The 22,938-nt window shown below is 70.3% G+C and carries 21 protein-coding genes; 10 read left to right on the plus strand and 11 right to left on the minus strand.

What is annotated here, in order from left to right; translation table 11 throughout:
- Positions 1 to 238 precede the first annotated feature (238 nt).
- Complete coding sequence (gene dnaA / locus IF46_RS0108070) at positions 239 to 2,059, minus strand: chromosomal replication initiator protein DnaA (RefSeq protein ID WP_030487656.1); 1,821 nt, start codon at positions 2,057 to 2,059, stop codon at positions 239 to 241.
- Positions 2,060 to 2,685: 626 nt separating this feature from the next.
- Between dnaA and rpmH the strand changes: the two genes are divergently transcribed.
- The 8 genes from rpmH to IF46_RS0108110 all read left to right on the plus strand — a co-directional run bounded on the left by rpmH (position 2,686) and on the right by IF46_RS0108110 (position 8,889).
- Positions 2,686 to 2,823, plus strand: a complete 138-nt coding sequence (gene rpmH / locus IF46_RS0108075; RefSeq protein ID WP_007453904.1) for a 50S ribosomal protein L34 — start codon at positions 2,686 to 2,688, stop codon at positions 2,821 to 2,823.
- A 31-nt stretch (positions 2,824 to 2,854) separates the two neighbouring features.
- Positions 2,855 to 3,271, plus strand: a complete 417-nt coding sequence (gene rnpA / locus IF46_RS0108080; RefSeq protein WP_030487657.1) for a ribonuclease P protein component — start codon at positions 2,855 to 2,857, stop codon at positions 3,269 to 3,271.
- Positions 3,268 to 3,564, plus strand: a complete 297-nt coding sequence (gene yidD / locus IF46_RS33655; protein WP_084597820.1) for a membrane protein insertion efficiency factor YidD — start codon at positions 3,268 to 3,270, stop codon at positions 3,562 to 3,564. Before rnpA ends, yidD begins: the two co-directional genes overlap by 4 nt.
- Before the next feature lie 2 nt (positions 3,565 to 3,566).
- Positions 3,567 to 4,556 (plus strand): membrane protein insertase YidC, encoded by a 990-nt coding sequence (yidC, locus tag IF46_RS0108085; RefSeq protein WP_030487658.1) that lies wholly within the window; start codon positions 3,567 to 3,569, stop codon positions 4,554 to 4,556.
- A 212-nt stretch (positions 4,557 to 4,768) separates the two neighbouring features.
- Positions 4,769 to 5,383, plus strand: coding sequence for a protein jag (locus tag IF46_RS0108090; RefSeq protein WP_030487659.1), 615 nt, complete (start codon positions 4,769 to 4,771; stop codon positions 5,381 to 5,383).
- A 169-nt stretch (positions 5,384 to 5,552) separates the two neighbouring features.
- A complete protein-coding gene (gene rsmG / locus IF46_RS0108095) occupies positions 5,553 to 6,260 on the plus strand; it encodes a 16S rRNA (guanine(527)-N(7))-methyltransferase RsmG (protein WP_420063552.1) in 708 nt (235 codons plus the stop codon).
- A gap of 610 nt (positions 6,261 to 6,870) precedes the next feature.
- Complete coding sequence (locus IF46_RS34700) at positions 6,871 to 7,842, plus strand: ParA family protein (RefSeq protein WP_420063553.1); 972 nt, start codon at positions 6,871 to 6,873, stop codon at positions 7,840 to 7,842.
- A gap of 27 nt (positions 7,843 to 7,869) precedes the next feature.
- Positions 7,870 to 8,889, plus strand: coding sequence for a ParB/RepB/Spo0J family partition protein (locus IF46_RS0108110; protein ID WP_030487663.1), 1,020 nt, complete (start codon positions 7,870 to 7,872; stop codon positions 8,887 to 8,889).
- Positions 8,890 to 9,417: 528 nt separating this feature from the next.
- On the opposite strand, the gene IF46_RS34275 is transcribed toward IF46_RS0108110, so the two are convergent.
- Entirely contained in the window at positions 9,418 to 9,594 is a 177-nt protein-coding gene (locus tag IF46_RS34275) for a hypothetical protein (RefSeq protein WP_157562734.1), read from the minus strand.
- A gap of 302 nt (positions 9,595 to 9,896) precedes the next feature.
- On the opposite strand from IF46_RS34275, the gene IF46_RS35725 reads away from it, so the two are divergent.
- Positions 9,897 to 11,042: a hypothetical protein gene (locus tag IF46_RS35725; RefSeq protein WP_232233968.1), complete on the plus strand. Its 1,146-nt coding sequence runs from the start codon at positions 9,897 to 9,899 to the stop codon at positions 11,040 to 11,042.
- A gap of 79 nt (positions 11,043 to 11,121) precedes the next feature.
- Here the strand turns inward: IF46_RS35725 and IF46_RS0108125 are convergent, their stop codons facing one another.
- Both IF46_RS0108125 and IF46_RS0108130 read right to left on the minus strand, forming a co-directional pair.
- Complete coding sequence (locus IF46_RS0108125; RefSeq protein ID WP_030487665.1) at positions 11,122 to 12,123, minus strand: D-alanine--D-alanine ligase family protein; 1,002 nt, start codon at positions 12,121 to 12,123, stop codon at positions 11,122 to 11,124.
- Positions 12,124 to 12,130: 7 nt separating this feature from the next.
- The gene (locus IF46_RS0108130) at positions 12,131 to 13,444 is read right to left on the minus strand and encodes a PLP-dependent aminotransferase family protein (protein WP_030487666.1); all 1,314 of its coding nucleotides are present in this window, start codon (positions 13,442 to 13,444) and stop codon (positions 12,131 to 12,133) included.
- Between the two features lie 294 nt (positions 13,445 to 13,738).
- On the opposite strand from IF46_RS0108130, the gene IF46_RS0108135 reads away from it, so the two are divergent.
- Positions 13,739 to 14,404, plus strand: a complete 666-nt coding sequence (locus IF46_RS0108135; RefSeq protein WP_030487667.1) for a hypothetical protein — start codon at positions 13,739 to 13,741, stop codon at positions 14,402 to 14,404.
- A 36-nt stretch (positions 14,405 to 14,440) separates the two neighbouring features.
- Here the strand turns inward: IF46_RS0108135 and IF46_RS0108140 are convergent, their stop codons facing one another.
- The 7 genes from IF46_RS0108140 to murJ all read right to left on the minus strand — a co-directional run bounded on the left by IF46_RS0108140 (position 14,441) and on the right by murJ (position 22,846).
- Positions 14,441 to 15,604 carry an N-acetylmuramoyl-L-alanine amidase gene (locus tag IF46_RS0108140; RefSeq protein ID WP_030487668.1) on the minus strand — a complete coding sequence of 388 codons (1,164 nt, stop codon included), beginning with the start codon at positions 15,602 to 15,604 and terminating at the stop codon, positions 14,441 to 14,443.
- Positions 15,605 to 15,777: 173 nt separating this feature from the next.
- Positions 15,778 to 16,101 carry a thioredoxin gene (gene trxA, locus IF46_RS0108145; protein WP_030487669.1) on the minus strand — a complete coding sequence of 108 codons (324 nt, stop codon included), beginning with the start codon at positions 16,099 to 16,101 and terminating at the stop codon, positions 15,778 to 15,780.
- 32 nt (positions 16,102 to 16,133) lie between these two features.
- Positions 16,134 to 17,084, minus strand: coding sequence for a thioredoxin-disulfide reductase (trxB, locus tag IF46_RS0108150; protein ID WP_030487670.1), 951 nt, complete (start codon positions 17,082 to 17,084; stop codon positions 16,134 to 16,136).
- 183 nt (positions 17,085 to 17,267) lie between these two features.
- Positions 17,268 to 18,278 (minus strand): hypothetical protein, encoded by a 1,011-nt coding sequence (locus IF46_RS0108155; RefSeq protein WP_030487671.1) that lies wholly within the window; start codon positions 18,276 to 18,278, stop codon positions 17,268 to 17,270.
- A complete protein-coding gene (sigM, locus tag IF46_RS0108160; RefSeq protein WP_051723756.1) occupies positions 18,275 to 18,991 on the minus strand; it encodes an RNA polymerase sigma factor SigM in 717 nt (238 codons plus the stop codon). Before sigM ends, IF46_RS0108155 begins: the two co-directional genes overlap by 4 nt.
- A gap of 43 nt (positions 18,992 to 19,034) precedes the next feature.
- Positions 19,035 to 20,642, minus strand: coding sequence for a protein kinase family protein (locus IF46_RS0108165; protein ID WP_030487673.1), 1,608 nt, complete (start codon positions 20,640 to 20,642; stop codon positions 19,035 to 19,037).
- Between the two features lie 446 nt (positions 20,643 to 21,088).
- On the minus strand, positions 21,089 to 22,846 hold the full coding sequence (gene murJ / locus IF46_RS0108170) for a murein biosynthesis integral membrane protein MurJ (protein ID WP_030487674.1): 1,758 nt from the start codon (positions 22,844 to 22,846) through the stop codon (positions 21,089 to 21,091).
- Positions 22,847 to 22,938 lie beyond the last annotated feature (92 nt).

A 22,938-nucleotide genomic window follows, 5' to 3' on the forward strand; every position in this document is an offset into this window, starting at 1 on the left:
CCTCGTACACAGGGTTTCTCCACAGCCTGTGGGTAACCAGGGAAAGACGGAACGTAGTTATCCACCGGCGGTGGATAACAAGCTGTGGACAACGAGTGGCAGTCGAGGCGGTCACGGCCTCGATGATGTGGTCTACACCATGTCGAGAGTCCAGCTGGCGGCCGAAAAAGAACGCCCGGCCGGGAGATCCGGCCGGGCGTGTCCCGGGCTGTGTGCCGCCGCGACGGCGGGCGTGCGCTCAGCTGTTCTGCTTGATCCGGTTGGTCAGCTCGGCGATCTGGTTGTACAGCGAGCGGCGCTCCGCCATCTGCTGACGGATCTTGCGGTCGGCGTGCATCACCGTGGTGTGGTCCCGACCACCGAACGCCTGCCCGATCCGGGGCAGCGACAGCTCGGTCAGCTCCCGACACAGGTACATGGCCACCTGCCGGGCGTTGACCAGCACCCGGGACCTGGACTGGCCGCGCAGGTCCTCCAGGCTCACACCGAAGTAGTCAGCGGTCGAAGCCATGATCTGGTCGGCGTTGATCTCCGGACCGGCGCCGTCGGGCATGAAGTCCCGCAGCACCTCCTCGGCCAACGACAGCTCGACGGTCGACCGGGTCAGGCTGGCGAACGCCGTCACCCGGATCAGCGCCCCCTCCAACTCCCGGATCGAGTTCGACACCCGGGAGGCGATGAACTCCAACACGTCCGGCGGGGCGTACATCCGCTCCTGCGCCGCCTTCTTCTGCAGGATCGCGATCCGGGTCTCCAGGTCCGGTGGCTGGATGTCGGCCAGCAGCCCCCACTCGAACCGGGTTCGCATCCGGTCCTCAAGGGTGGCGAGCTGGCGCGGCGACCGGTCGGAGGTGATCACGATCTGCTTGTTGGCGTTGTGCAGGGTGTTGAACGTGTGGAAGAACTCCTCCTGGGTGCGCTCGCGGTTCTCCAGGAACTGGATGTCGTCGATCAACAGGATGTCGACGTCGCGGTAGCGCCGCTGGAACGCACTGGTCTTGTCGTCCCGGAGCGAGTTGATGAAGTCGTTGGTGAATTCCTCGGTCGAGACGTACCGGACCGAGCGGGCGTTGCCGAGCGTCGTGGCGTAGTGCCCGATCGCGTGCAGCAGGTGAGTCTTGCCCAGCCCGGAGTGCCCGTAGATGAAGAGCGGGTTGTACGCCTTCGCCGGTGATTCCGCCACCGCCACGCTCGCCGCGTGGGCGAAGCGGTTGGACGAGCCGATGACGAACGTCTCAAACATGTACTTCGGGTTGAGCCGGTTGCCGCCGGTGTCGGCGCCGGGCAACCGGCGGTCGTCGCGGCCACCGGTCCGGTGGTCCACCGCACTGCGACCCGGGCCGCTGTCCGTTCCGCTGTCTCGGGGAAGGGAGCGGATCACATGCTGGTCGCGCGGCGACGCCGACTCTTCCCGATAGCGGGGCTCGTAGGGCCGGGTGTCCGGGCCGGGCGGGTCGAGGCGGGCGGCCTGCTCGTCGTAGCCGCGCCGGTCCGGGCCTGGCCGGGACGACCGCATGGGCTCCGCGAAGGCGGCGCTGAACAACGCCTCCTGCCCATCCCTGCTGGCGGGAATCAGCCCCGCGCGATGCCCGTCGACGGCCGGCGCGAGCGGCGGACCCGCCGGCGCGGCTGGCGCGACCGGCTCGGACGCGTGCGGTTGCTCCGGGATCATCGCGTCGGCACCCGGCCGAACGGACTGGTCGTGGTCGAACGGTGCGGCGGCTGGACCCTCGACGTCGAGCGGCCCGGTCTCCGGGGCGCTGCGGTAGACGGTGCCCGCCGGTCGGCCAGTGGCATCCTCGGCCACCCGGACGGTGACCGCGACCTGGATCGGTCGGCCGAGCCGCCGGGTGAGCGCCTCGGTGATGGCGGGGCGCAGCCGTGACTCGATCACGTCGCGGGTGAACGCATCCGGAACGGAGAGCAGCGCGGTGTCCTCGACGATCGCCCGCAGCCTGGTCAGTCGGAGATAGGCACGCTGCTGGGCGGAGATGATCTCGTCGGCGAGCTCGTCGGTCGCCGCTAACCACACCGCGGCAAGGTCGGTCATACCGGCCACCGTCGTGCCACCCCCTCGCTTCTGCTCCCGGCCGCCGCTGTCTGCCAGCCGGCCATCCCGGGCCCGCCGCGTTCGCGGGTGGAACAACACCCACCCGGACGGTCGACCGGTGGTCATCCACAAGTTATCCACAGCCTGTGTACCGACCGATTGTGACCGCCGCCGGACGCGGGTGGGACCTGCCCCCGCCTGAACGGGCGCTGAAGCGGGTTCACCGTGCCGAACGATTCACTGCCTTGTCCGGTCTTGCCTGCGCGACGCCCGGAGCTTGAAGACGCTCACCGCAATCGGGCACGGTAACAGCGTTGTCCCTGCGCCATCAACCGGCGACGCGGCGGCGCCCTTGTCGGCATCAGCGAAAACCGCCCTCCGGCCTCGGGCGCGTCCTGTTACCCGCTGCTCGGGGTGTTTGACGGTCATTGCCCCCCTGCGTAGGCTGGAACGGCTGCTTTCTCGCCCTCTGCTAGGGTGATGGGTGCTTGCTGTCCGCGGTCGCATCCCCGCATTGCCGAGGTCCCGCTCCGCCGGACAGCACCGATCGTGGGCCACCGTCGAGGTGGCCTGGACCACCACACGACCCCGGCGATCCCTTCGCGCGGGGCGCGTACGAAAACGGAGAGCCTGACGTGAGCAAGCGCACCTACCAGCCGAACAACCGCCGGCGCGCGAAGACCCACGGCTTCCGGCTGCGCATGCGCACCCGTGCCGGCCGTGCCATCCTTTCGAGCCGTCGCGCCAAGGGTCGCACCACCCTGTCGGCCTGAGCCGACCGGGCCGGTCCAGGGGACGTGGGCAGTGCTGGCCGCCGCACAGCGACTGCGGCGCAGCACTGACTTCGCCGCAGCGGTTCGTGGTGGCCGACGCGCCGGACGTGGCGCCGTCGTGGTCCACCTGGCCGTGCCGGTGACCGTCGACCCCAGCACACCGACCTCGCCGGAGCCGGTACGGGACAACAGTGCGGAGCAGTCGTCCGTGCCGTCCCGTGCCGGCTTCGTCGTTTCCAAGGCGGTCGGCAACGCGGTGACCCGCAACCGGGTCCAGCGCCGACTGCGGGCGCTGGTTCGGGAACGGTTGGCGGCCCTGCCCGCCGGCAGCACCCTGGTCGTCCGGGCGCTCCCCGCCGCGGCGCAGGCCTCGTACCCTCGGCTCGCCACCGATCTGGACGCCGCCATCGCGGTCGCCCGGTCGCCCCGCGAGCGGCGGTCCCGATGAGCGACACCGACCAGACCAGGTCACGCCCGTCGACAACCGGTGCCAAGGTGCTGATCGCGCCCATCATCGCGTACCGTCGGTGGATAAGTCCGGCACTGCCGGCTCGCTGTCGGTTCTACCCGTCGTGCAGTGCGTACGCCCAGGAGGCGATCGCTCGGCACGGCGCGCTCCGGGGAGCCGTGCTGGCGGCCCGGCGGTTGTTGCGCTGCCACCCCTTTCACCCTGGTGGACATGACCCGGTGCCGGAGCCGGGCGGCCGCCGCCGTGCTGATGTGACTGGAGCCCCGAATTGAGTCTGAGTCTCGACTGGATCTACTACGCGATTTCGTGGATCCTGCTGACCTGGCACTCTGCCTGGGACGCCATCGGGGTGCCCGTCGGCGCGGTGATCGGCACCAACTTCGCCTGGATCCTGTCCATCATCTTCCTGGTGGTCACCGTCCGGGTGATCCTGTTCCCGGTCTTCGTCAAGCAGATCAAGTCGCAGCGGGCGATGCAGGCGCTCCAGCCCAAGGTCAAGGAGCTTCAGGAGAAGCACAAGGGTGACCGGGAGACGCTCCAGAAAGAAATGATGGAGCTGTACAAGAAGGAGAAGGCCAACCCGCTGATGGGTTGCCTTCCGATGTTCCTTCAGATCCCGGTCTTCCTGGGCCTCTTCCACGTGCTGCGCCGGCTCGACCCGGACAAGCAGAACAAGACCCTCTACGGCTGGACCGCCGACCAGTTCCAGAGCGCCTCGCACGCGAAGCTCTTCACCGCGCCGATCGCCGGCAAGTTCGGCTCCACCGCCGACGAACTGGCCAGCCTCGGCGCCAATGGCAGCACCGTGAAGATCATTGCTGGTGTCCTGGTGCTGGTCATGATCGCGACCACCTACCTGACCAGCCGTCAGATGATCCTCAAGACCGGCTGGGCGGAAGACCCGCAGCAGCGGATGATTCAGCGACTGATGCTCTACGGCATCCCCGCATCGCTGCTGATCTCCGGCGCGATCTTCCCGATCGGCGTCATCATCTACTGGGTCACCAACAACCTCTTCACCCTCGGCCAGCAGCAGTGGGTGCTGCGTAAGTTCCCGCCGCCGGTGACCGCCAAGAAGGCCGTCGCCCCCGCCGCCACCCGTAGCCCGGTGCAGCCCGCCAAGTCCGGTGGCCTGTTCGGCCGGGGCAAGACGGCCCCGCCGGCACCGGTCAAGGCGACCGCCCCCAAGGTGGCCGGGCCGAAGCCGGGCGCCAAGCCGGTGAACAACCCCAAGAAGGGTCGCCCCGCCAAGCGGCAGGGCTGACCTCTGAGGGCCGTCGCCGGGTGACCGGCGGCGGCCCGTTCCGCACCGCGCAGCCGCCGTACGGCCGGCGCCGGGTGGAACCGACCGCGCACCGCGCGGCCACGGGCGACACTGCCCGTACAGACGTGCCCGTGGGCACCGGCGACCTCCCGCCGGCCCCGGGAAACCAGTCGGACCCGACGGTCCGGCCGAGCGAGTACGGAGATGAGACCGTGACCGAGACCAGCATCCCCCGCGCCGAGCAGTCCCTGGACGAGGAGGAGACCGCGACGCTCGCGGTGAACGGCGACGACGACGCCGATGACACCGAGGCGGACGACGACACCGACACCGCCGCTGGCACCCGGGTGAAGAAGGCGGTGGGCGAGGGCGACCTGTTCCGGCAGAGCGAGATCGCCGCCGACTACGTCGAGGGCCTGCTCGACATCCTCGACTACGACGGCGACATCGACGAGCTGGTCGCCGCCGGCCGTCCGATGGTCGAGGTGGTCGGCGAGCAGCTGCAGAATCTGGTCGGTCAGCGCGGGGCCACCCTGGAGGCGCTCCAGGAGCTGACCCGCCTCGCCGTCTTCCGGCAGACCGGTACGCCGAGTCGTCTGCTGCTCGACGTGGGCGGCTACCGGGCGAACCGCCGCAAGGAACTCGCCGCGGTCGCCAAGAACGCCGTCGAGAAGGTCAAGGAGTACGGCGAGCCGGTCCGCCTGGACGCGATGTCCGCGTTCGAGCGCAAGTGCGTGCACGATGTGGTCAACGCCATGTCCGGTGTGGCGAGCGAGTCCGAGGGTGTGGAGCCGAACCGGCGCATCGTCGTACGGCCGGCGGACTGACCGGGTGACCCACGACGACATCACGGCCGACGCCGTGACCGGCCCGGGCGGCACGCTGCCCGGGCCGTCCGCTGCCCGGCCCGATAACTCCGCTGCCGATGCCGAGTCGACCGGGCGTGACACCGCCCAGTCGTCGGCTGACACCGCCCCGTCCCCGGCCGACGCGGCGTTGCCGCCCGAGCTGGCTCCGGCCGCGCTGACCCTCTTCGGTGATCGTCTCGACCTGGCCGCCGCGTACGCCGAGCTGTTGGCCACCGACGGGGTGGTCCGTGGCCTGATCGGCCCTCGGGAGGCACCTCGCATCTGGGATCGGCACCTGCTCAACTGTGCTGCTGTCGCCGAGCGGATCCCGTCCGGCGCGACGGTGCTCGACGTCGGCTCCGGCGCCGGTCTGCCGGGTCTCGTCCTGGCCATCGCACGCCCGGACCTCACGGTCACTCTGATCGAGCCGCTCGCCCGACGGACGTCGTTCCTGATCGAGGTCGTCGAGAGACTCGGCCTGGCCAAGTCGGTGCGGGTGTTCCGGGGCCGGGCCGACGAGGCGGCCAGCGGATCGAGCGGCCGGGAGCCGATCAGCGGAGACGTGGTGACCGCGCGCGCGGTCGCGCCGCTGGATCGGCTGGCGGGCTGGAGTCTCCCCCTGGCGGTTCGCGGTGGTCGTCTGTTGGCGCTCAAGGGGTCGTCGGCCGCAGCCGAGATCGAGGAGCACGCCGAGGTGGTGGCGCGACTCGGTGGTGGAGAGCCGGCCGTGCACCTCTGCGGCGTCGGGGTCATCGACCCACCGACCACGGTGGTGGAGATCGTGCGGGAGCGTGTGGTCGGCCCTCGTCCGGCGGCCAAGAAGCGCGCCCGGGGCGGTCAATCGCGCCGACGCTGACACTTCGCGCCATCGGGCTTCCGGCCGGTGGGTTGCCTCGTTGTACCGGTACGGATGGACGAGGGGATGAGAACCCGACGTGGACCGGCCGCGCCCGTCCGCCGTAGGCTGACCGCGCGTCGATAGTGTGGAGCGGGTGACGGACGTCGCGGGTCTCCGACCGCTCCCTTGGGCCGTACGCTCCGGGATGCGGACGTGGATGCGGCCAAGTTGACCGGGGCGCGGACCGACCATCCGAAGCGGGCAGGGATGACAGGTGCATGACGACGGCAGGTACGACGATCCACGCGTGACCGGGTCGACCAGCGATCCCGTTTCACGTGAAACCGACTACCCGAGCTGGTCGCCCGGCGCGACCGGGCCGACGACCCGACCTGCGGACAGCGATCCGCCGGCAGTGCTCGACCAACCCTCTGACTTCGAACGGTCGGAGGGCTCAGCCATTCCGGAGTCGGCGAGTGTTCGTCGTACGCCGGAGGGGTTGAGTCGGCCGGTCAACGCCGCCGAGGTGCGGCCGACCTCGGGTCGCCGCAATACCGCCAGAGCGGTTCGGTTCGAGCCGGCGGTCCCGCACCAACCCACCGCGGCCGTCGTTCGGGACTCCGCGCCGGTGGTCGCCGACGCGCCGATCGCTTCGACCGAGTCGCTGGCTGCCGTGGCGGCCGACTCCACGTACGTTTCACGTGAAACCCCGACGCGCGAAGAGGATGACCCACCGTTGGCTATGGAGGCGATGCGCGCCGTGCAGATCCTGAATCCCAGTGGCGAGGTGACAATGCCTCGGCCGGACCGGACCCGGGTCATGTGCGTCGCCAACCAGAAGGGCGGCGTGGGTAAGACCACGACTACCGTCAACCTTGCGGTGGCACTCGCCCTGCACGGCAACCGGGTGCTCGTGGTCGACCTCGACCCGCAGGGCAATGCCTCGACCGGGCTCAACGTCCCACATCACACCGGCATCCCCGATGTCTACGACTGCCTGATCAACAGCGTGCCGCTGGCCGAGGTGGCACAGGCCGTCGAGGGCATCCCCAACCTCTGGTGCGTACCCGCGACCATCGACCTGGCCGGCGCGGAGATCGAGCTGGTGTCGGTGGTGGCGCGGGAGTCGCGCCTGGATCGTGCGATCGCCGCGTACCCGGGCGAGTTCGACTACGTCTTCATCGACTGCCCGCCCTCGCTCGGTCTGCTCACGGTCAACGCTCTGGTTGCCGCGCAGGAGGTGCTGATCCCGATCCAGTGCGAGTACTACGCGCTGGAGGGGCTCAACCAGCTGATCAACAACATCAACCTGGTACGCCAACACCTCAACCCGAAGCTCGACGTCTCCACCATCCTGCTGACCATGTACGACCGCCGCACCCGGTTGGCCGACGCCGTCGAGCAGGACGTCCGGAACCACTTCGGCGACAAGGTGCTCCAGGCGGTCATCCCCCGCAACGTCCGGGTCTCCGAGGCACCGAGCTACGGCCAGTCGGTGATGACCTACGATCCCGGTTCGCGGGGCGCCACGAGTTACTTCGAGGCCGCCCAGGAGATCGCCGAGCGGGGCGTGAAGGAGCCGGTGGGCCGGAATGCGTAGTGCGGATGAGTCGCTGGGAGGCGTGGCATGAAGAACCGTCCTCGGGGCGGTCTGGGTAGGGGCCTGGGGGCACTGATCCCGACCGGGCCGGCGCCGGATGCCGTCGGCACCGCGACGGCCGAGCCGGAGCATGAGCACGTGGACGACGCGGGCACCGCTGCCGTCGCCGCGATGCCCGCCGGAGCACCGGTCCATGAGCCGGAGCCTGCGCTCAGCCCGGTGCCCGGTGCGCGATTCGCCGAGATCCCGGTCGACGCGATCATCCCGAACCCGAAGCAACCCCGCCAGGTCTTCGATGAGGAGGCACTGGAAGAGCTGAAGACCTCGATCCAGGAGGTCGGCTTCCTTCAGCCCATCGTCGTTCGGCAGCTCGACGACGAGAAGTACGAACTGGTGATGGGTGAGCGGCGCTGGCGGGCCGCCCAGGCGGTGGGGCGGGAGAGCATCCCGGCGATCGTCCGGGACACCCGCGACGACGCCATGCTCCGTGACGCCCTCCTGGAGAACATCCACCGGGCCAACCTGAACCCTCTGGAAGAGGCCGCCGCCTACCAGCAACTGCTGGAGGAGTTCGGGGCCACCCACGAGGAGTTGGCCCGTCGGATCGGCCGGAGTCGCCCGCAGATCTCCAACACGATCCGACTGCTGAATCTGCCCGCGCAGGTGCAGCGCCGGGTTGCCGCCGGCATTCTCTCGGCGGGGCACGCCCGCGCTCTGCTGAGCCTCGATGAGGCCGAGGCACAGGAACAGTTGGCGCTGCGGATCGTGGCCGAGGGCCTGTCGGTCCGGGCGACCGAGGAGATCGTGGCCTTGGCGCTGAACGATGGGCCGGCGAAGGGCCAGCCCGCAAAGCGGCGCCCCAAGGCTCACGCGCCGGCCCTCACCGATCTCGCCGATCGGCTGTCCGACCGGTTCGACACTCGGGTGAAGGTGGACATCGGCCGGAGCAAGGGCAAGATCACGATCGAGTTCGCGACGGTGGACGACCTTGAGCGGATCGTCGGAATCATCGGCGTGCAGCAGGAGGAGAGCGAGAACGGGGACTGAGCCCGGTCTCTCGCTACGGCCGCGCTACCCGCAGGGGGCGCGGCCGTTCTGCATGCCGGGGTCGCCGCGTTTCACGTGAAACAGGCGGTGGCCCTCGCTTCTGCGGATCGGCGTAGCCGGCGAACGGATCGCCCGTGGCCCGCTCGGTCAGTCGCGCGGCGAGGGTCTGCGCTGACCAGCTCCGGCCGCTTCTCCGCCACGGGCCGCCGCCCGACCGTCGGCTTGGGTCGAGTAGCGACGCCAGCGCCGTGCCCGCCGATGCGGGAGAACGGTCGGAGAGATCGGGCTCGCTCGCGCGCTCACAAATCCGCCGACGCCACGCCAAGACTCAGTTGCCGCGCCAACCGCCCGCCACAGGCGTCGCAGACGGGTCGGCAATGGTCCACTCGACCGCAGCCACCCCCAGTCGCGCCAGAAGCGCCAGTGAGCCGCTCAGCGGTGCGAAACGCGCCTCCGTCGTGATCCTCGGGCGTGCCGACGTCCTCGGAGCCCCAGTGCGGCCTGGTTTCACGTGAAACCGGGCCGCAGTTAGATCGAGGTGCCGAGCCGGCCGGGCCGCGAGCTGATCGGGGTGCGAGCCGATCGGGGTGCGAGCCGATCGGGGGTGGGCCAGCGGTCGTTGTCGACGCCGTCCCGCGCCCGGTCGGCGAGGGGGCGACCGGCGGACGAGTGCCACTCCGGCGCGATCGGAGCGCGCCGGTTCACGTCGCCGACTCGGTGGCGGTCGACCCGTCGATCTGGCGGTTCGCGGACAACGACCGACCGGCCGAAAAGTTATCCACACCGGTTGTCCACAGGCACCCCCCGTTTCACGTGAAACAGCGCGTGAGAGTGGGTGCGAGCCTGTGGATGACGGCCTGTGTTGAGGATCTCGGCAGCCTGTGGATATCGCTTCTCGGCGTACGCGTGACTGCGCCGTCCCGGTCGATGGCTGTGCCGTTTCAGTGACCCTGAGACCGCTCAAACAGGTAGGGACAGCGGTGCCAGACTCGGTTAGGGTCAGCGTCGTGCACGACACCCCTCCCTCAGTCCCGGACTTCACCCAGTGGCCGTCATTTCCATTCGAGGGTGACCTCCACGTCAAGCATCTCGATGATCCGGTCCCGGTCGAACCGCCCCGGAAGGGCGAGGGTCTCCGGGAATGCACCGCCTGTAACGCACCCGACGACGCCTACATCTGGGTGGGTGAGCGGTGGCGGGTACGCGCCATGGACCGTCCCACCGGCCTGCCCATGGTCCTCATCCTGGAATCGCGGACCCACCTCGACCTCGGTGATCTGCCGAACCTGCTGGCTGCCGAGTTGGGCGTGATGACCGTGCGACTGGAGCGGGCCATCCGTTCTCTCGACGGCGTGGCGCGGGTGCACGTCAATCGTTGGGGCGACGGCTCGGCCCATCTGCACATGTGGTTCCTCGCCCGCCCATACGGCCGCCTTCAACTGCGGGGCACGTTCCTGTCCCTGTGGGACTCGATCCTGCCGCCGATCTCCGAGGCGCAGTGGCGGGAAAATCTGGCACTCGTCGCGGCCTGGCTCGCCGAGTTCGGCGGTCGCCCGCTCGCTGAGCCGCCCCGGATCCAGTGGCAGGCACCGTCCAGTCTGCTGGCCCAGTCAGCTGCCGCGGACGCCGCTGCCGCTGCGGAGGCTGCCGCTGCGGAGGCGGTCTCGGTCATCGAGGCGGCAGAGGAGATCCCGGAACCCGCGCTCGACGCCGACGTCGCGTCCTCGGTCGCACCAGCAACGGACACCGATGCCGATGCCGGCTCAACGGCGACCACCGTCACCGACCGGACGACTGAACCCGCGCCGACTGCGACGGCCACCGGCCCGGCGGCTGAACCCGCTCGGACGGCATCCGCCGCCGATCTGCCCGGCACCTCAGCATCCGGCACTCCGGCCTCCACCGCCCGTGACCCCAGCGCCGCAGCATCCGACAGTGCAGCGACCGACAGCGCGGACGCGGCGGAGACGTCGACCGACGGACCCCACGTCGTTCCAGTAGGCAGGAGCGCCGACGAGGGGGCCGCCGGTAAGGGCGCCTCCGGTGCGGCCGGCAGGGGCAGCGGGAGCGGTTCCGGGGACACCGGCACCGCTGGCGGAGCGGTCGCGCCTACCAGTGGCAGCGATACACCCGACGCCCGTACCAGCCACTGAGGTGGGACCGACCATGAGGTTGGCCACGACAAGTCAACTTCATGGTCGATCCGGAAGCGCCGTCACGCGCTCCGGTGGGTCAGCGAGTGGCGAGCCGGGTCGCCGCGCGGGCGACCAGGGTGCCGAGCAGTCGGCCGAAGTCCAGCCCTGCCGCCTGCACGGCGAGCGGCAGCAGCGACGTCTCCGTCATGCCCGGCGAGACGTTGACCTCCAGCACGTGCGGCTGGCCGGCCGCGTCCACGATCACGTCGACGCGGGAGAGGTCCCGTAGACCGAGCGCGTTGTGTGCGGCGAGGGCCACATCAGCGACCGTGGCAGACGCCTCCGGGCCCAGCCGCGCAGGTGCGTGCCAGGTGGTCCGCCCTGCCGTGTAGCGGGCGGCGTAGTCGTACACGCCGTTGCGCGGCACGATCTCCACCGGGGGCAGCGCCTGCGGGCCGTCGCCGAGGTCGACCACGGAAACCGCCACATCCATGCCGGGCACGTACCGCTCCACAAGCGCCGTGGAGTCGTACGAGAAGCAGCCGACCATCGCTGCGGGCAGCGCCGCGGCGTCCCGGACCACTGCTCCGCCCAGCCCGGACCCGCCCTGCGCCGGCTTGACCATCAGGGGCAGGCCCAGACGGTCGACGATCCGGTCCAGTACGGCGACCGCGCCGAGCTCGGAGAAGCGATCGTGCGGGAGGGCCACCCAGTCCGGGGTCGGGATGCTCGCCTCGCGGAGCACCGCCTTGGCCGAGGGCTTGTCCCAGGCGACCCGGGAGGCTCTGGCGTCGCAGCCGACGTACGGAATGTCGCACAGATCCAGCACCCCGCGCAGCGAGCCGTCCTCGCCGGTGGCGCCGTGCAGCGCGATCACCACCGCGTCCGGCGGGTCGGCCGCGAGCGCCGGCAGCAGCGCCACGTCCGCGTCCCGCAGCTCGGCCTCCACCCCGACGGCGCGCAGCGCATCGAGCACCCGACGGCCAGAGCGCAGCGACACGTCCCGTTCGTAGGAGAGCCCGCCGGCGAGCACCACGACGCGCAGGTCGGCCGCGACGGCGGAATCGGTCACGAGGAGGCGCTCAGCGGTCGTACCCATGCCGGCATCATGCCAAGTCGGGGCCGGGCACGTCGGAGCCGGCCCGACCGCGTCGGCCGGCCGCGCCACCCACGGCACCGAAGACCCGACGCATGGCGATCTCCTGTTCCATCACGCCGGCCAGCCGGCGGATGCCCTCGCGGATCCGCTCCGGCGGCGGGAAGCTGAAGTTGAGCCGCATGGCGCCGGTGCCGGTGCCGTCGGCGTAGAAACCGGTGCCGGGGACGTAGGCGACCCGGGCGGCAACCGCTCGCGGCATCATGGCCTTCGAGTCGAGACCGTCGGGCAGGGTGGCCCACACGAAGAGACCGCCGGCCGGTGTGGTCCAGCTGGTGCCCTCGGGCATCAGGTCGGCCATCGCGTCGAGCAGGGCGTCGCGGCGTTCCCGGTAGACCTCGCGATAGACCTTGAGCTGCTGCCGCCAGGGCATCGTGCTCAGGTAGGTGGCGACCGCGGCCTGGGCGTAACTGCTGGGGCAGAGGATCTGCGCCTCACTGGCGATGACCAGTTTGTCGCGGACCGCGTGCGGCGCCAGGATCCAGCCGACCCGCAGCCCGGGGGCGAAGGTCTTGGAGAAGGTGCTGAGGTAGAAGACGCCGTCGCGGCGGCGGGCCCGCAGGGGCGCCGGGGCCTCACCCTCGAACCCCAGCTGACCGTACGGGTCGTCCTCGACGACGAGCAGGCCGGCGCGCTCGCAGATGTCGAGGACCCGTTCCCGGCGCTCCTCGCTGAGCGTCACGCCGGTCGGGTTCTGGTAGGTGGGGATCGTGTAGAGGAACTTGACCCGCCGGCCCGCGCGAGCCAGGTCGGCGATGGCCGTCTCCAGCGCTTCCGGGATCAGCCCGTCCGCATCCATGGGTACGTGCACGACCTGTGCCTGGGCGGCCTGGAAGACTCCGAGCGCACCGACGTACGTCGGCCCCTCGGCGAGCACCACGTCACCCGGGTCGAGGAAGAGCCGGGCTACCAGGTCCAGTGCCTGCTGCCCGCCCACGGTGACCACGACGTCCTCCGGAGAGGCGCCGCACGCGGCGTCGATCCCGGAGAGCGACATCACCTCGCAGATCCGCTCGCGTAGCTCAAGGGTGCCCTGGCCGATGCCGTACTGAAGGGTGGTCACGCCGTGCTCGGAGCCGAGCCGGCCGAGCATCTCGCCGACCGCGTCCAGCGGAAGGGCGGCGATGTACGGTGCGCCACCGGCGAGCGAGACGACCTCTGGGCGACTTGCCACCGCGAACAATGCTCGAATCTCGGAGGCGGTCATTCCGCGTACCCGCCGGGCATACCGGTCGGTGTAGTCGTCGAGAGTCGTGCCGGTCATGACCTCACCTCGATCGCTGCTCGGGTGGCTCCAGCCCCGGGTACCCCGCCCGCCGCTGACCATGGCGGCAGGACACCGATTGTCGATCCTAGTCCGCCAGCGTCGCCCTGCCGCCGTGCCAAAGCAGATCGACCACATAGCGGACCGTCCTCGGCGTCCCCCGCGACGGTGGGCATCTGCGCGTCCCCTCCCGCATCGCCGATCGGCGGCGTACGATCGCTCGTCGGGGGCAGGAAGGCGGCGCTGTCGTTCCATGCCGGTCTCACCACCGAGCCTATTGTGGGGATGCGCCATATGTCGCGACGTCTGGTCAACCTGACCCTCGACACGTTGGAAGATCTCCCTCGCCCGTGCCGGCAGTGCGTCTACTGGGAGCTCGACCCGGTCTCCGCGGAGCGGGCCTGCGCCGCTGGCGACCCGGGCCTGGAGAAGGAGGCGTGGGTCTCCCAGACGCTGCTGGAGTGGGGCTCCTGCGGAAAACTTGCGTACGTCGACGGCATGCCGGCGGGCTTCGTGATGTACGCCCCGCCCGCCTACGTGCCCCGTTCGATGGCGTTCCCGACCTCGCCGGTCTCGGCCGACGCGGCGCTGCTGATGACCGCCAACGTGGTCGCCGCGTTCGCTGGTGGCGGGTTGGGCCGGATGCTTGTGCAGGGCGTCGCCCGGGATCTGACCAAGCGCGGGATCAAGGCCATCGAGGCGTTCGGCGACGCCAAGTTCGGTGACGCGGACGATTCCGCCGGCGGTTGCGTGGCACCCGTCGACTTCTTCCTCTCCGTGGGCTTCAAGACCGTCCGCCCGCACCCGCGTTTCCCCCGGCTGCGCCTTGAGCTGCGTACCGCGCTGAGCTGGAAGTCCGACGTCGAGTACGCGCTGGAGAAGCTGCTCGGGTCGATGAGCCCGGAGACCCTGCTCCGGCCGGTCCGTCCCGCCCCGGCCACCCGATCCACCAACGGCTGACCGCGCAGACGCGGCAACCGCCGGCCCGGCGGCGGATCAGTCGACCACCGTGCCGGCGGTCACCACGGCGCGCAGTTCGCTGACGTCGAGCGACCCGGTTGGGACGTCCCGCTCGATCGGGTAGTACATCCGCTGTACCGCTGCCACGATCGCCTCCACCACCCGGTCCCGGAACCGGGGGTCGACAAGTTGGGCGCGGTCCTTCGGTGAGGTGAGATAGCCGACCTCGACCCGGACGGCGGGCATCCGCGTCAACCGCAGCAGCTCCCACGTCTTGGCATGGGTACGGCAGTCCCGCAGGCCGGTGCGGGCGACGATCTCTCGCTGCACCAGCCCGGCCAGGCGTTCACCGGTCGCCGAGGTCACCCCGTTGTCGGTGCCGTAGTGGTAGGTCGCGACGCCCTCCGCGTCCGGGTTGGCGTGGCCGTCCAGGTGCAGCGAGATGAACACGTCGGCGCCGAGCGAGTTGGCCAGCAGGGCCCGGTCGGTGTCCGGCAGACAGCTGTCGGGTGACGGGCCGCGGGTGAGCTGCACCCGCACGCCGGTGGCGGCGAGTCGCCCCTCCAGGCGGCTGGCCAGGTCGTGCACCAGATCCGCCTCCGTCCAGCGCAGCGACCCGTCGGGCACCACCATCCCGGGGTCGGTGCCCCCGTGCCCCGGGTCGATGACGACCGTCTTGCCGACCAGCGCCGGCCCGGACTGCCGGATCGCGTCGGACTCGCGTAGCCACTGCGGTCGGCCACCGACCACCTTGCGGCCGATCCGGCGCAGCGCGTTCATCGTGTGTGGGCCGCAGGAGCCGTCCGGGGTGAGCCCGACCTCGCGCTGGAACTGGGCCACCGCCCGCGACGTCCGGACGCCGTAGATGGCGTCCGCCCGGCCCACGTCGTACCCCATCTCCAGCAGTCGCTCCTGCAGCGACCGGACGTCCTCGCCGGTGAGCGGCTCGGGGACCGCGTGGTAGAGGGTGCGAGCGCCGAGCCGCCAGCGGGCGGCGTCCAGTGCGCGCCAGGTCTCTGCCCCGACCCGGCCGTCCACACTGAGCCCCCGCGACTGTTGGAACGCGCGAACCGCCCGCTCGGTGTCGAGGTCGAACTCGTCGGTCTGCGGGCCGGCCGCGCTGAGCAGTTCGAGGCCGGTCAGGATGGTACGGATCTCCGTGACCGCAGGTCCCCGGTCACCGGGTCGGATCGGACGCACGCACGACCCCCTCTGCACGACGCTCGCTGGCCGGGCGGCCCAGGCTTGAGGCTATGCGCTCTCCGGCGGCGAGGTGGCTGGGCCGAGAAATACGTCGACGGTGCTGCCGGGAAAGACGCCGAACCCCGCACCCGACGAGCGGGTACGGGGTTCGGTTGATGCTTCTGTGCTGGTCAGAGGGCCGATTCGATGAGTCGGATCAGCTCGCCCTTCGGCTTGGCACCGGCGATCGACTGCACCGGCTGGCCGTTCTTGAAGACGGTGAGCGTCGGCACCGACATCACCCGGTAGGCCCGAGCGGTCTCCGGGTTCTCGTCGATGTTGAGCTTGACGATGGTGACCTGGTCGCCCATCTCGCCGGCGATCTCCTCGAGCAGCGGCGACACCTTGCGGCACGGCCCGCACCACTCGGCCCAGAAGTCCACCAGAACCGGCTTGTCGGCCTGCAGCACGTCGGCGACGAAACTCTTGTCCGTGACGGCCTTGGTTGTTCCCACTATGCCCCTCCTCCGGGATGTGTTGCGTTGTTTCAGCTGAGCGTCGCGATGAACCGTTCGGCGTCGAGCGCGGCGGCACAGCCGGTGCCGGCCGCGGTGATCGCCTGGCGGTAGGTGTGGTCGACCACGTCGCCGGCGGCGAAGACGCCGGGCACGTTGGTGCGGGTGCTCGGGGCGTGGACCTTCACGTAGCCCTCGTCATCCAGCTCGACCTGGCCCTGGAACAGCTCGCTGCGGGGGTCGTGACCGATCGCCACGAAGACGCCGGTCACGTCCATCACCTTGGTCTCGCCGGTGTGCACGTTGCGGACGCGTACGCCGGTGACCTTGCCGTCGTCGCCGAGGATCTCCTCGACGGCACTGTTCCACTCGACCTTGATCTTCTCGTTGCTCAGCGCCCGGTCGGCCATGATCTTGCTGGCGCGGAACGAGTCGCGGCGGTGGATGATGGTGACCGACTCGGCGAAGCGGGTGAGGAAGCTGGCCTCCTCCATCGCCGAGTCGCCGCCGCCGACGACCACGATGTGTTGGTTGCGGAAGAAGAAGCCGTCGCAGGTGGCACACGAGGAGACGCCGTGGCCCAGGTACTCCTGCTCGCCGGGCACGCCCAGCGGACGCCAGGCCGAACCGGTGGAGAGGATGATGGACTTCGCCCGGTAGGCGGTCTTGCCAACCCAGACGGTGCTGACCGCGCCGGAGCCGGCGTCGCCGGTGTCCACCAGCTCGACCCGGGTCACGTCGTCGGTGAGGAACTCGGCGCCGAACCGCTCGGCCTGCTTGCGCATGTTGTCCATCAGCTCGGGGCCGAGGATGCCGTCAGCGAAGCCGGGGAAGTTTTCCACCTCGGTCGTGGTCATCAGCGCGCCACCGGACTGCACGCCCTCAATGATCAGCGGCTTGAGGTTGGCGCGTGCGGCATAGACCGCCGCCGTGTAGCCGGCCGGCCCGGAGCCAATGATGATCAGGTTGCGGACCTCGTCCACTGCCGTCTCCCGAGTTGTGTGTGTTCGGCGTCGGCGCGAGCACCGATGCTGATCCGAGTTGCCGACGCCTGGGTGGGGTCGGCAGCTGACTTCCAGAACGTCATCGTACGAACCGGGGATTCCCGAGCCGGGCATCCGGTGGGTCAGGTCACGTGAGTGGGCATCGTGCCGTTGACCGTGGATTCACCCTACCCGCGCCGAATAACGGCTGTCCGAGCCGGACCCAGGCACTCCGCACTCCGGGCCACTCACCCAGGCCCACCGGGCACCGGTTGCGTCGGTGAAACGAATGACAAGCGCCTGCTCGCCCGCGAACCGCGCGTAGTCGACCATTTCGACCACCAGTGGGGCCGCCCCGTGCTCCGCCGCGACGGTGGCCAGGCAGGTGGTCAGCGCGACCTCGTCGGACAGCCGGGCCAGCTGGTCCGACCCGACGGGTGACCGACGTCGCTCACCCTCGGCGTCCACCCCCGGCTGCCCGCCGGGCGTCTCGCCGGTTGCCCGGCTGGCGTTCGGCGCGTCGGTGCCATAGGCGTTGCCGAGGGCCTGCGGGGTGTAGTTCGTACCGCTGCGTAGTACCGGCCCGGTGGTGCGGACCGCGCCGACCCCCGCGAGGCCCTCGGGCGCGTTGGCCGGGTGGTTCATGGCGGTGCTGCTGCCGGCGTCGTCCGATGCTCGCATCGTCAACTGGTTGAGGCCCAGTGCGACAGCGATGACGGCGATCGCGGCGGCGGCCACGGGTGCGCTGCGTCGGGCCCAGCCGCGCTGGCGGCGGCCCGGCCCGGTGGACGCCCAGCGCGCCGACCCGACTGGCTCGGGGAGGGCCGGCCGGCGACCGGCTCCGCCCTGCACCGGTACGACAAACGGTGTCGCGGTGTCGCCGTCCGGATCGCCGCTGGTCGTGGCGGCGGGGTCCGCGTTCGAGGTGTCGTCGGTCGGCTCTGCGGCGGCCAGCGCGGTCAGGAGGCGGTCGGCGATCGCCTGCGGCATCTTCGGAGGTGGCTCGGCCCAGCGGGTCAGGTCCGTCCGGACCTCCGCTACGGCGGGGGCCAGCAGCGCGTACGCCTCGGCCCAGGCCGGATCGGTGGAGACCAGTTGGGCGACCTCGTCCTGCTGCGGGGTGCCGTCCAACGCCCCGCCGAGGTAGTCAGCGAGGAGGTCGTCGTCGACCTCCCGGAACCCCTCGGTCGTCACGTGTCCTCCTGGTTGGCGTCCCGCCGGTAGCGTCCCGACCCCGATCCGACGCCCTCCGCCGGGCCGAGGTTCCCCGGCGTGACGTCGGGCACGCCGTTGTGCGGGGAGGCGGGATCCGGTTGGGCCGGAGTCGTCACGGTGACGGCGGGGCGAAGATGCCCGAGCAGCACGGCCAGCCGGGCTCGACCCCGGGCGCACCGGCTCTTCACCGTGCCCTCCGCGACCCCGAGGATGCGGGCGACCTCGGCGACCGGGTAGCCCTGCACGTCCACCAGCACCAACGCGGCGCGTTGCTCAAGAGGTAGTGCGGTGAGCGCCTGGCGGACCACCAGCACGGTGTCATGATCCTGGACCGGGGCGGCCGGCTCCAACCCGCCGGTGCCCGAGCCGTCCTCGGCCCGATTGCCGTCCGGCAGCGGCACGGTGGGGTGCGCCTGCCGGCGTCGGATCCGGTCCAGGCAGGCGTTGACCACGATCCGGTGCAGCCAGGTCGTGACAGCGGAGTCACCCCGGAACCGGGCCGCCGCTCGATGCGCCGACAGCAACGCGTCCTGGAGCGCGTCAGCTGCCTCCTCGCGGTCGCCGAGCGTCCGCAGGGCCACCGCCCACAACCGGTCGCGGTGCCGGTGGAACAACTCGGCGAAGGCGTCCCGGTCACCGGCGGCGTGGGCGCGCAGCAGCTCCAGGTCCGTTGCGGCGTCGCGCCCGTCCATCACCGCGTCCAGCGAATGCGGTGCCCGGTTCGTGGTGCCCGGCTCACGACCCCTGGACCGTAATCTCCTGCACCCCTAGCTTGAACCCACCCTCGGCCGGAGCCAGCTCGGTGATCCAGAACAGCAGGTACTGGTATTTCTGGTCGACGTCGAAGCCGTTGAACGTCATGGTGGTGCCGTCGTGATCCTCGAACGGCTGGCCGATGGCGGTCTTGTAGTTCGCGATCAACTGCTTGTCACCGCTGGAGCTGGACGGCGGGTTGCTCGTGCCGGCGAGCATCTGGGCGGACGCTCCGGTGGCCGAGAGCACCGCCCGCACCGACTTGACGCTGTGCGGCTCGCCGAGGTCGATCCAGACCCCCATGCCCCTCTTCAGGTTGCCGAAGTTGGGCCGGTTCTGGTACGTCTCGGTCTCCCAGCCCTTGTCCTCGTCACCGTCGATGACCTTTTCGGCGCCGCCGACCTCACTGCGGTTCGTGCTGTCCGGGTCGATGATCCGGACGTTCTTCACGGTCAGCTTGCGCACGGTCGCGGCGGCCGGGGTGGCGTCGCCGGCCGGGGCGCTGGCGCTCGGTTCGGCGACCGGGTTGGACTGCGGGTCCTTGTCGTCGCCGCCCAGCGTGATGATGCCGATCAGCAGACCGACCAGGGCGACGGCCAGCAGGCTGGCGATGCCCACGGCGACCTTGCGACCGCCGGCCGCGGCCAGCGGCGACGGCTCTTCCTCGGTGTCGGCGGCGAACCGCAGCGGCCCGCTGTTGTCGAGGTAGTGCTCATCCTCGGCCGGCACATCCAGGCGCGCCAACTCGGCGGCGAGCACGTCGGAGGAGGGCGGCGCGATCTCGGCGTCGAGGAGGTCCATGGTCAGGTCGTCCAGGTATGCCGGAACGCCCGCCCTAACCTGGCGAGGCGCCGCGATGGCACCCGCGGCGTCCCGAACGGCGTCCGGGATGGCGGCGCGGCCGTGGCCAGCGGTGGCGCCGCGCAGCGGTGCCTCGGCGTGCGGCCAGGAGCCGGTCAGCGCGAAGTAGAGGACACCGCCGACCGCCCGGATGTCGTTCTCCTGGCTGTCGGCGCCGTCGGTGCGGGCGTCGGCCAGGACCACCCGGCCCTCGTCGCTGATCATGACGGTGCCGGGGTGAACGTTGCCGTGCACCATGCCGGTGGCGTGCACCGCAGCGAGCGCGCTCGCCGCGGCGTTGCCGATCGCGGTGGCCCGAGCCGGGTCCAGGGGGCCGTCGGTCGCCAGGTCCCGCAGGGACTGCCCGTCGACCCACTCGCGCACCACGTACGCCCGGTCGGCCTCGTCGATCGCGTCGTAGACGCCGACCAGGTTGGGGTGGATGACCCGGCTGGCCGCGACGGCGGCCTGAAGCATCTCGGTGGCGGAGTCGCCACCCGGGTAACGCAGCACCACCGCAACGGGACGGCGCAGGATGACGTCGACCCCGCGCCAGACCAGCCGACCCGCGCTGTCGTTATTGATGTGCTCAACCAGTTCGTACCGCTCGGCGAGGACTTCACCGGCCGTGGGAGCACCGAAGGTCATGACCGGAGGAGCGCTTTCGTCCGCCTCCTGACCCTCGCCGACCTGGGTCACCCGTCCTCCCTCGGTGATCGTGTCGATCGATGAACCCGAACTGCTGGGCATGTGGCTTCCCGCTCTGCCGTTGAAGGAACCGGCCGACCAGTTCCGACGCGCAGCGTCGGCCCCTGCCGTACCCGTCGAGAGCGACCTTACCCGGGTTGCCCGTCTCTCCGACATGTCATCTTCCCGCCGCACCTGGCGGGGTTCCGGCAGTCGGAGAACTCGTCCGGTTACGACCGTTGTCAGCCACGTTGCTGGCACATGTACTAGCTAATCTACGGCTTCACCGCAAGTGACCGACGTCGGGGCTGGGCTGGGCGTGGCGCTCGCGTTACCTCGCATGTTCCCCCCGAACGGGTTGCCACCCTCAGCCGTACGGTTGGTTATCCACAGGCCGATGCGGTGGTTGACCGGCGAATCGCGGAGTTATCCACAGGGACATCCCCAGCCTGGTGATCCGTGGTCACGGTCCGTATGAGTGTCAACTTGTTGTGATCGGATGCTGTCTTTCAGCGACCGAGGCGGCGGCGAACCATGCCGACCACCTCGGTGATCTCGCCGATCCGCAGCAGCATGGCCAGACCCAGGTAGGTCCCGCCGATCACCACGCCGCCGATCACGAGCTGGATCACCGCCTGCATCCAACTCGGCCGGTCGCCGCCGGGCAGCAGGTTCACGACGAGAAGGCCGACCAACGCGGCCCCCAACGCGGCAACCGCCACTCGGCCGAGGGTGCGCAGGATGGCACCCATCCCGATCCGGCCCACCCGGGGCCGCAACAGCCAGGCTGAGGCGAACGCCGCCGCAAGGTAGGAGACGGTGTTGCCGATCATCATGCCGGCGGCGGCGAAGTGGGCGGCGAAGGCGACGTAGAGCACCACCTGCACGCCGATCCGCAGGGCCACCACCGGGATGTTGATCAGCGCCGGGGTGCGGGTGTCCGGTAGGGCGTAGAAGGCGAACGTGAAGAGCTGACTGATCGCGAACGGCACCAACGCCAGCGCAGCCAGCAGCAGCACCAGCGAGGTGTCCGCCGCGTTCTCGTCGCTGAACGCGCCGTAGCGGAACAGCGCCACCGCCAGCGGGGTGGCCAGCACCGCGTAGCAGACCGCGATCGGGGCGAGCACCGCCGAGACGGTGCGCGTGCCACGGGACAGATCGGCGGCGACGTCGGAGTACCGGCCGTCGGCAGCGGCCGCGCTCATCCGGGGCATCAGCGCCGTGATGATCGAGACGGCGATGATGCCGTGCGCCATCATCAGCAGCAGGAACACGTTGTTGTAGATAAGTGGACCGGCCGCGTTCTCCTTGCCCGCCCGGTTCAGCAGGTTGAACAGCACGATGAGGCCGACCTGGCTCACCGCGACGTAGCAGAACATCCAGCCGCCGAGACGCCCCAGCTCGCGCAGCCCGAGGGTGCGGAAGTCGAACCGGAACCGCCACCGGAAGCCGACCTTGCGCAGCGCCGGCAGTAGCCCGGCGGCCTGGATCGCCACGCCGAGCAGGGTGCCGCCGCCGATCAGCAGGATCCGGCCGGGGGTCATCTCCGCCGGCTTGACGATCTCCGCGCCGAAGATCGCGATGTACAGCCCAGCGGTGCTGATCACCACGATGTTGTTGAGGATCGGCGCCCACATCGGCGCGGCGAAGTGCCCGCGCGTGTTCAGCACCGCGCTGATCAGCGCGCTGAGACCGGTGAAGAAGATCATCGGCAACATCAGGTACGACAGGGCCTTGACCAGGCCCCGGAAATCTTCTCCGGTGTCTTCGCCGGCGTAGAGCTTGGTCAGCAGTCCGGCCGCGAGCACAGCCAGCAGGGCCGCTCCCGCCAGGGTCAGCACGGCGAGGGTCAGCAACCGTTGGGCGTACGCCTGACCACCGTCGGCGTCGACCTTGCGCCGACGGACCAGCACCGGGATCAGCACGCTGGTGAGGATGCCGCCGAGTAGGAACTCGTAGACCATGCCGGGCAGGATCTGCGCGGTGGTGTACGCGTCGCCTACCAGCGCGCCACCCAGCGCGGCGGTCAACGCCAACGTACGCAGAAAGCCGGTGCCCCGGCTGACCAGGCTGCCGATCGCCATCACCGCGCTGTTGGTCGCCGCGCTCGCCTCGGCCACCTGCTCCTGCGGCGGTGCGGTCGACTCCATGGCCGGCTGGTTCAGTGGCTCGGCGGAGATGAACGTGGCGCCGTCCCCGGGACGGGCGCCAGCTCCGGCCCCGCCATCGTTCGCGGCGTTGGCGCTGCGGTAGAGCCCGCCGCTCATCTCCAGCCTCCCAGGGGTACGTCGAGTCGGACACCGACCCGCACGCCACAGACCATAGTCAACCCACGCCCATTACCCGCGCCCGGCGGATC

Origin of the sequence: Micromonospora chokoriensis (genome assembly GCF_000718555.1) — a bacterium.
Lineage (GTDB): Bacteria > Actinomycetota > Actinomycetes > Mycobacteriales > Micromonosporaceae > Micromonospora > Micromonospora chokoriensis_B.

Coding starts and splice junctions, on each gene's coding strand:
- murJ (WP_030487674.1), bottom strand. CDS start 22,846: ATGAGCGGCGGGCTCTACCGCAGCGCCAACGCCGCGAACGATGGCGGG.
- IF46_RS0108165 (WP_030487673.1), bottom strand. CDS start 20,642: ATGCCCAGCAGTTCGGGTTCATCGATCGACACGATCACCGAGGGAGGA.
- IF46_RS0108125 (WP_030487665.1), bottom strand. CDS start 12,123: ATGGGTACGACCGCTGAGCGCCTCCTCGTGACCGATTCCGCCGTCGCG.
- sigM (WP_051723756.1), bottom strand. CDS start 18,991: ATGGACGGGCGCGACGCCGCAACGGACCTGGAGCTGCTGCGCGCCCAC.
- yidD (WP_084597820.1), top strand. CDS start 3,268: ATGAGCGACACCGACCAGACCAGGTCACGCCCGTCGACAACCGGTGCC.
- IF46_RS0108135 (WP_030487667.1), top strand. CDS start 13,739: ATGTCGCGACGTCTGGTCAACCTGACCCTCGACACGTTGGAAGATCTC.
- IF46_RS0108110 (WP_030487663.1), top strand. CDS start 7,870: ATGAAGAACCGTCCTCGGGGCGGTCTGGGTAGGGGCCTGGGGGCACTG.
- IF46_RS0108130 (WP_030487666.1), bottom strand. CDS start 13,444: ATGACCGGCACGACTCTCGACGACTACACCGACCGGTATGCCCGGCGG.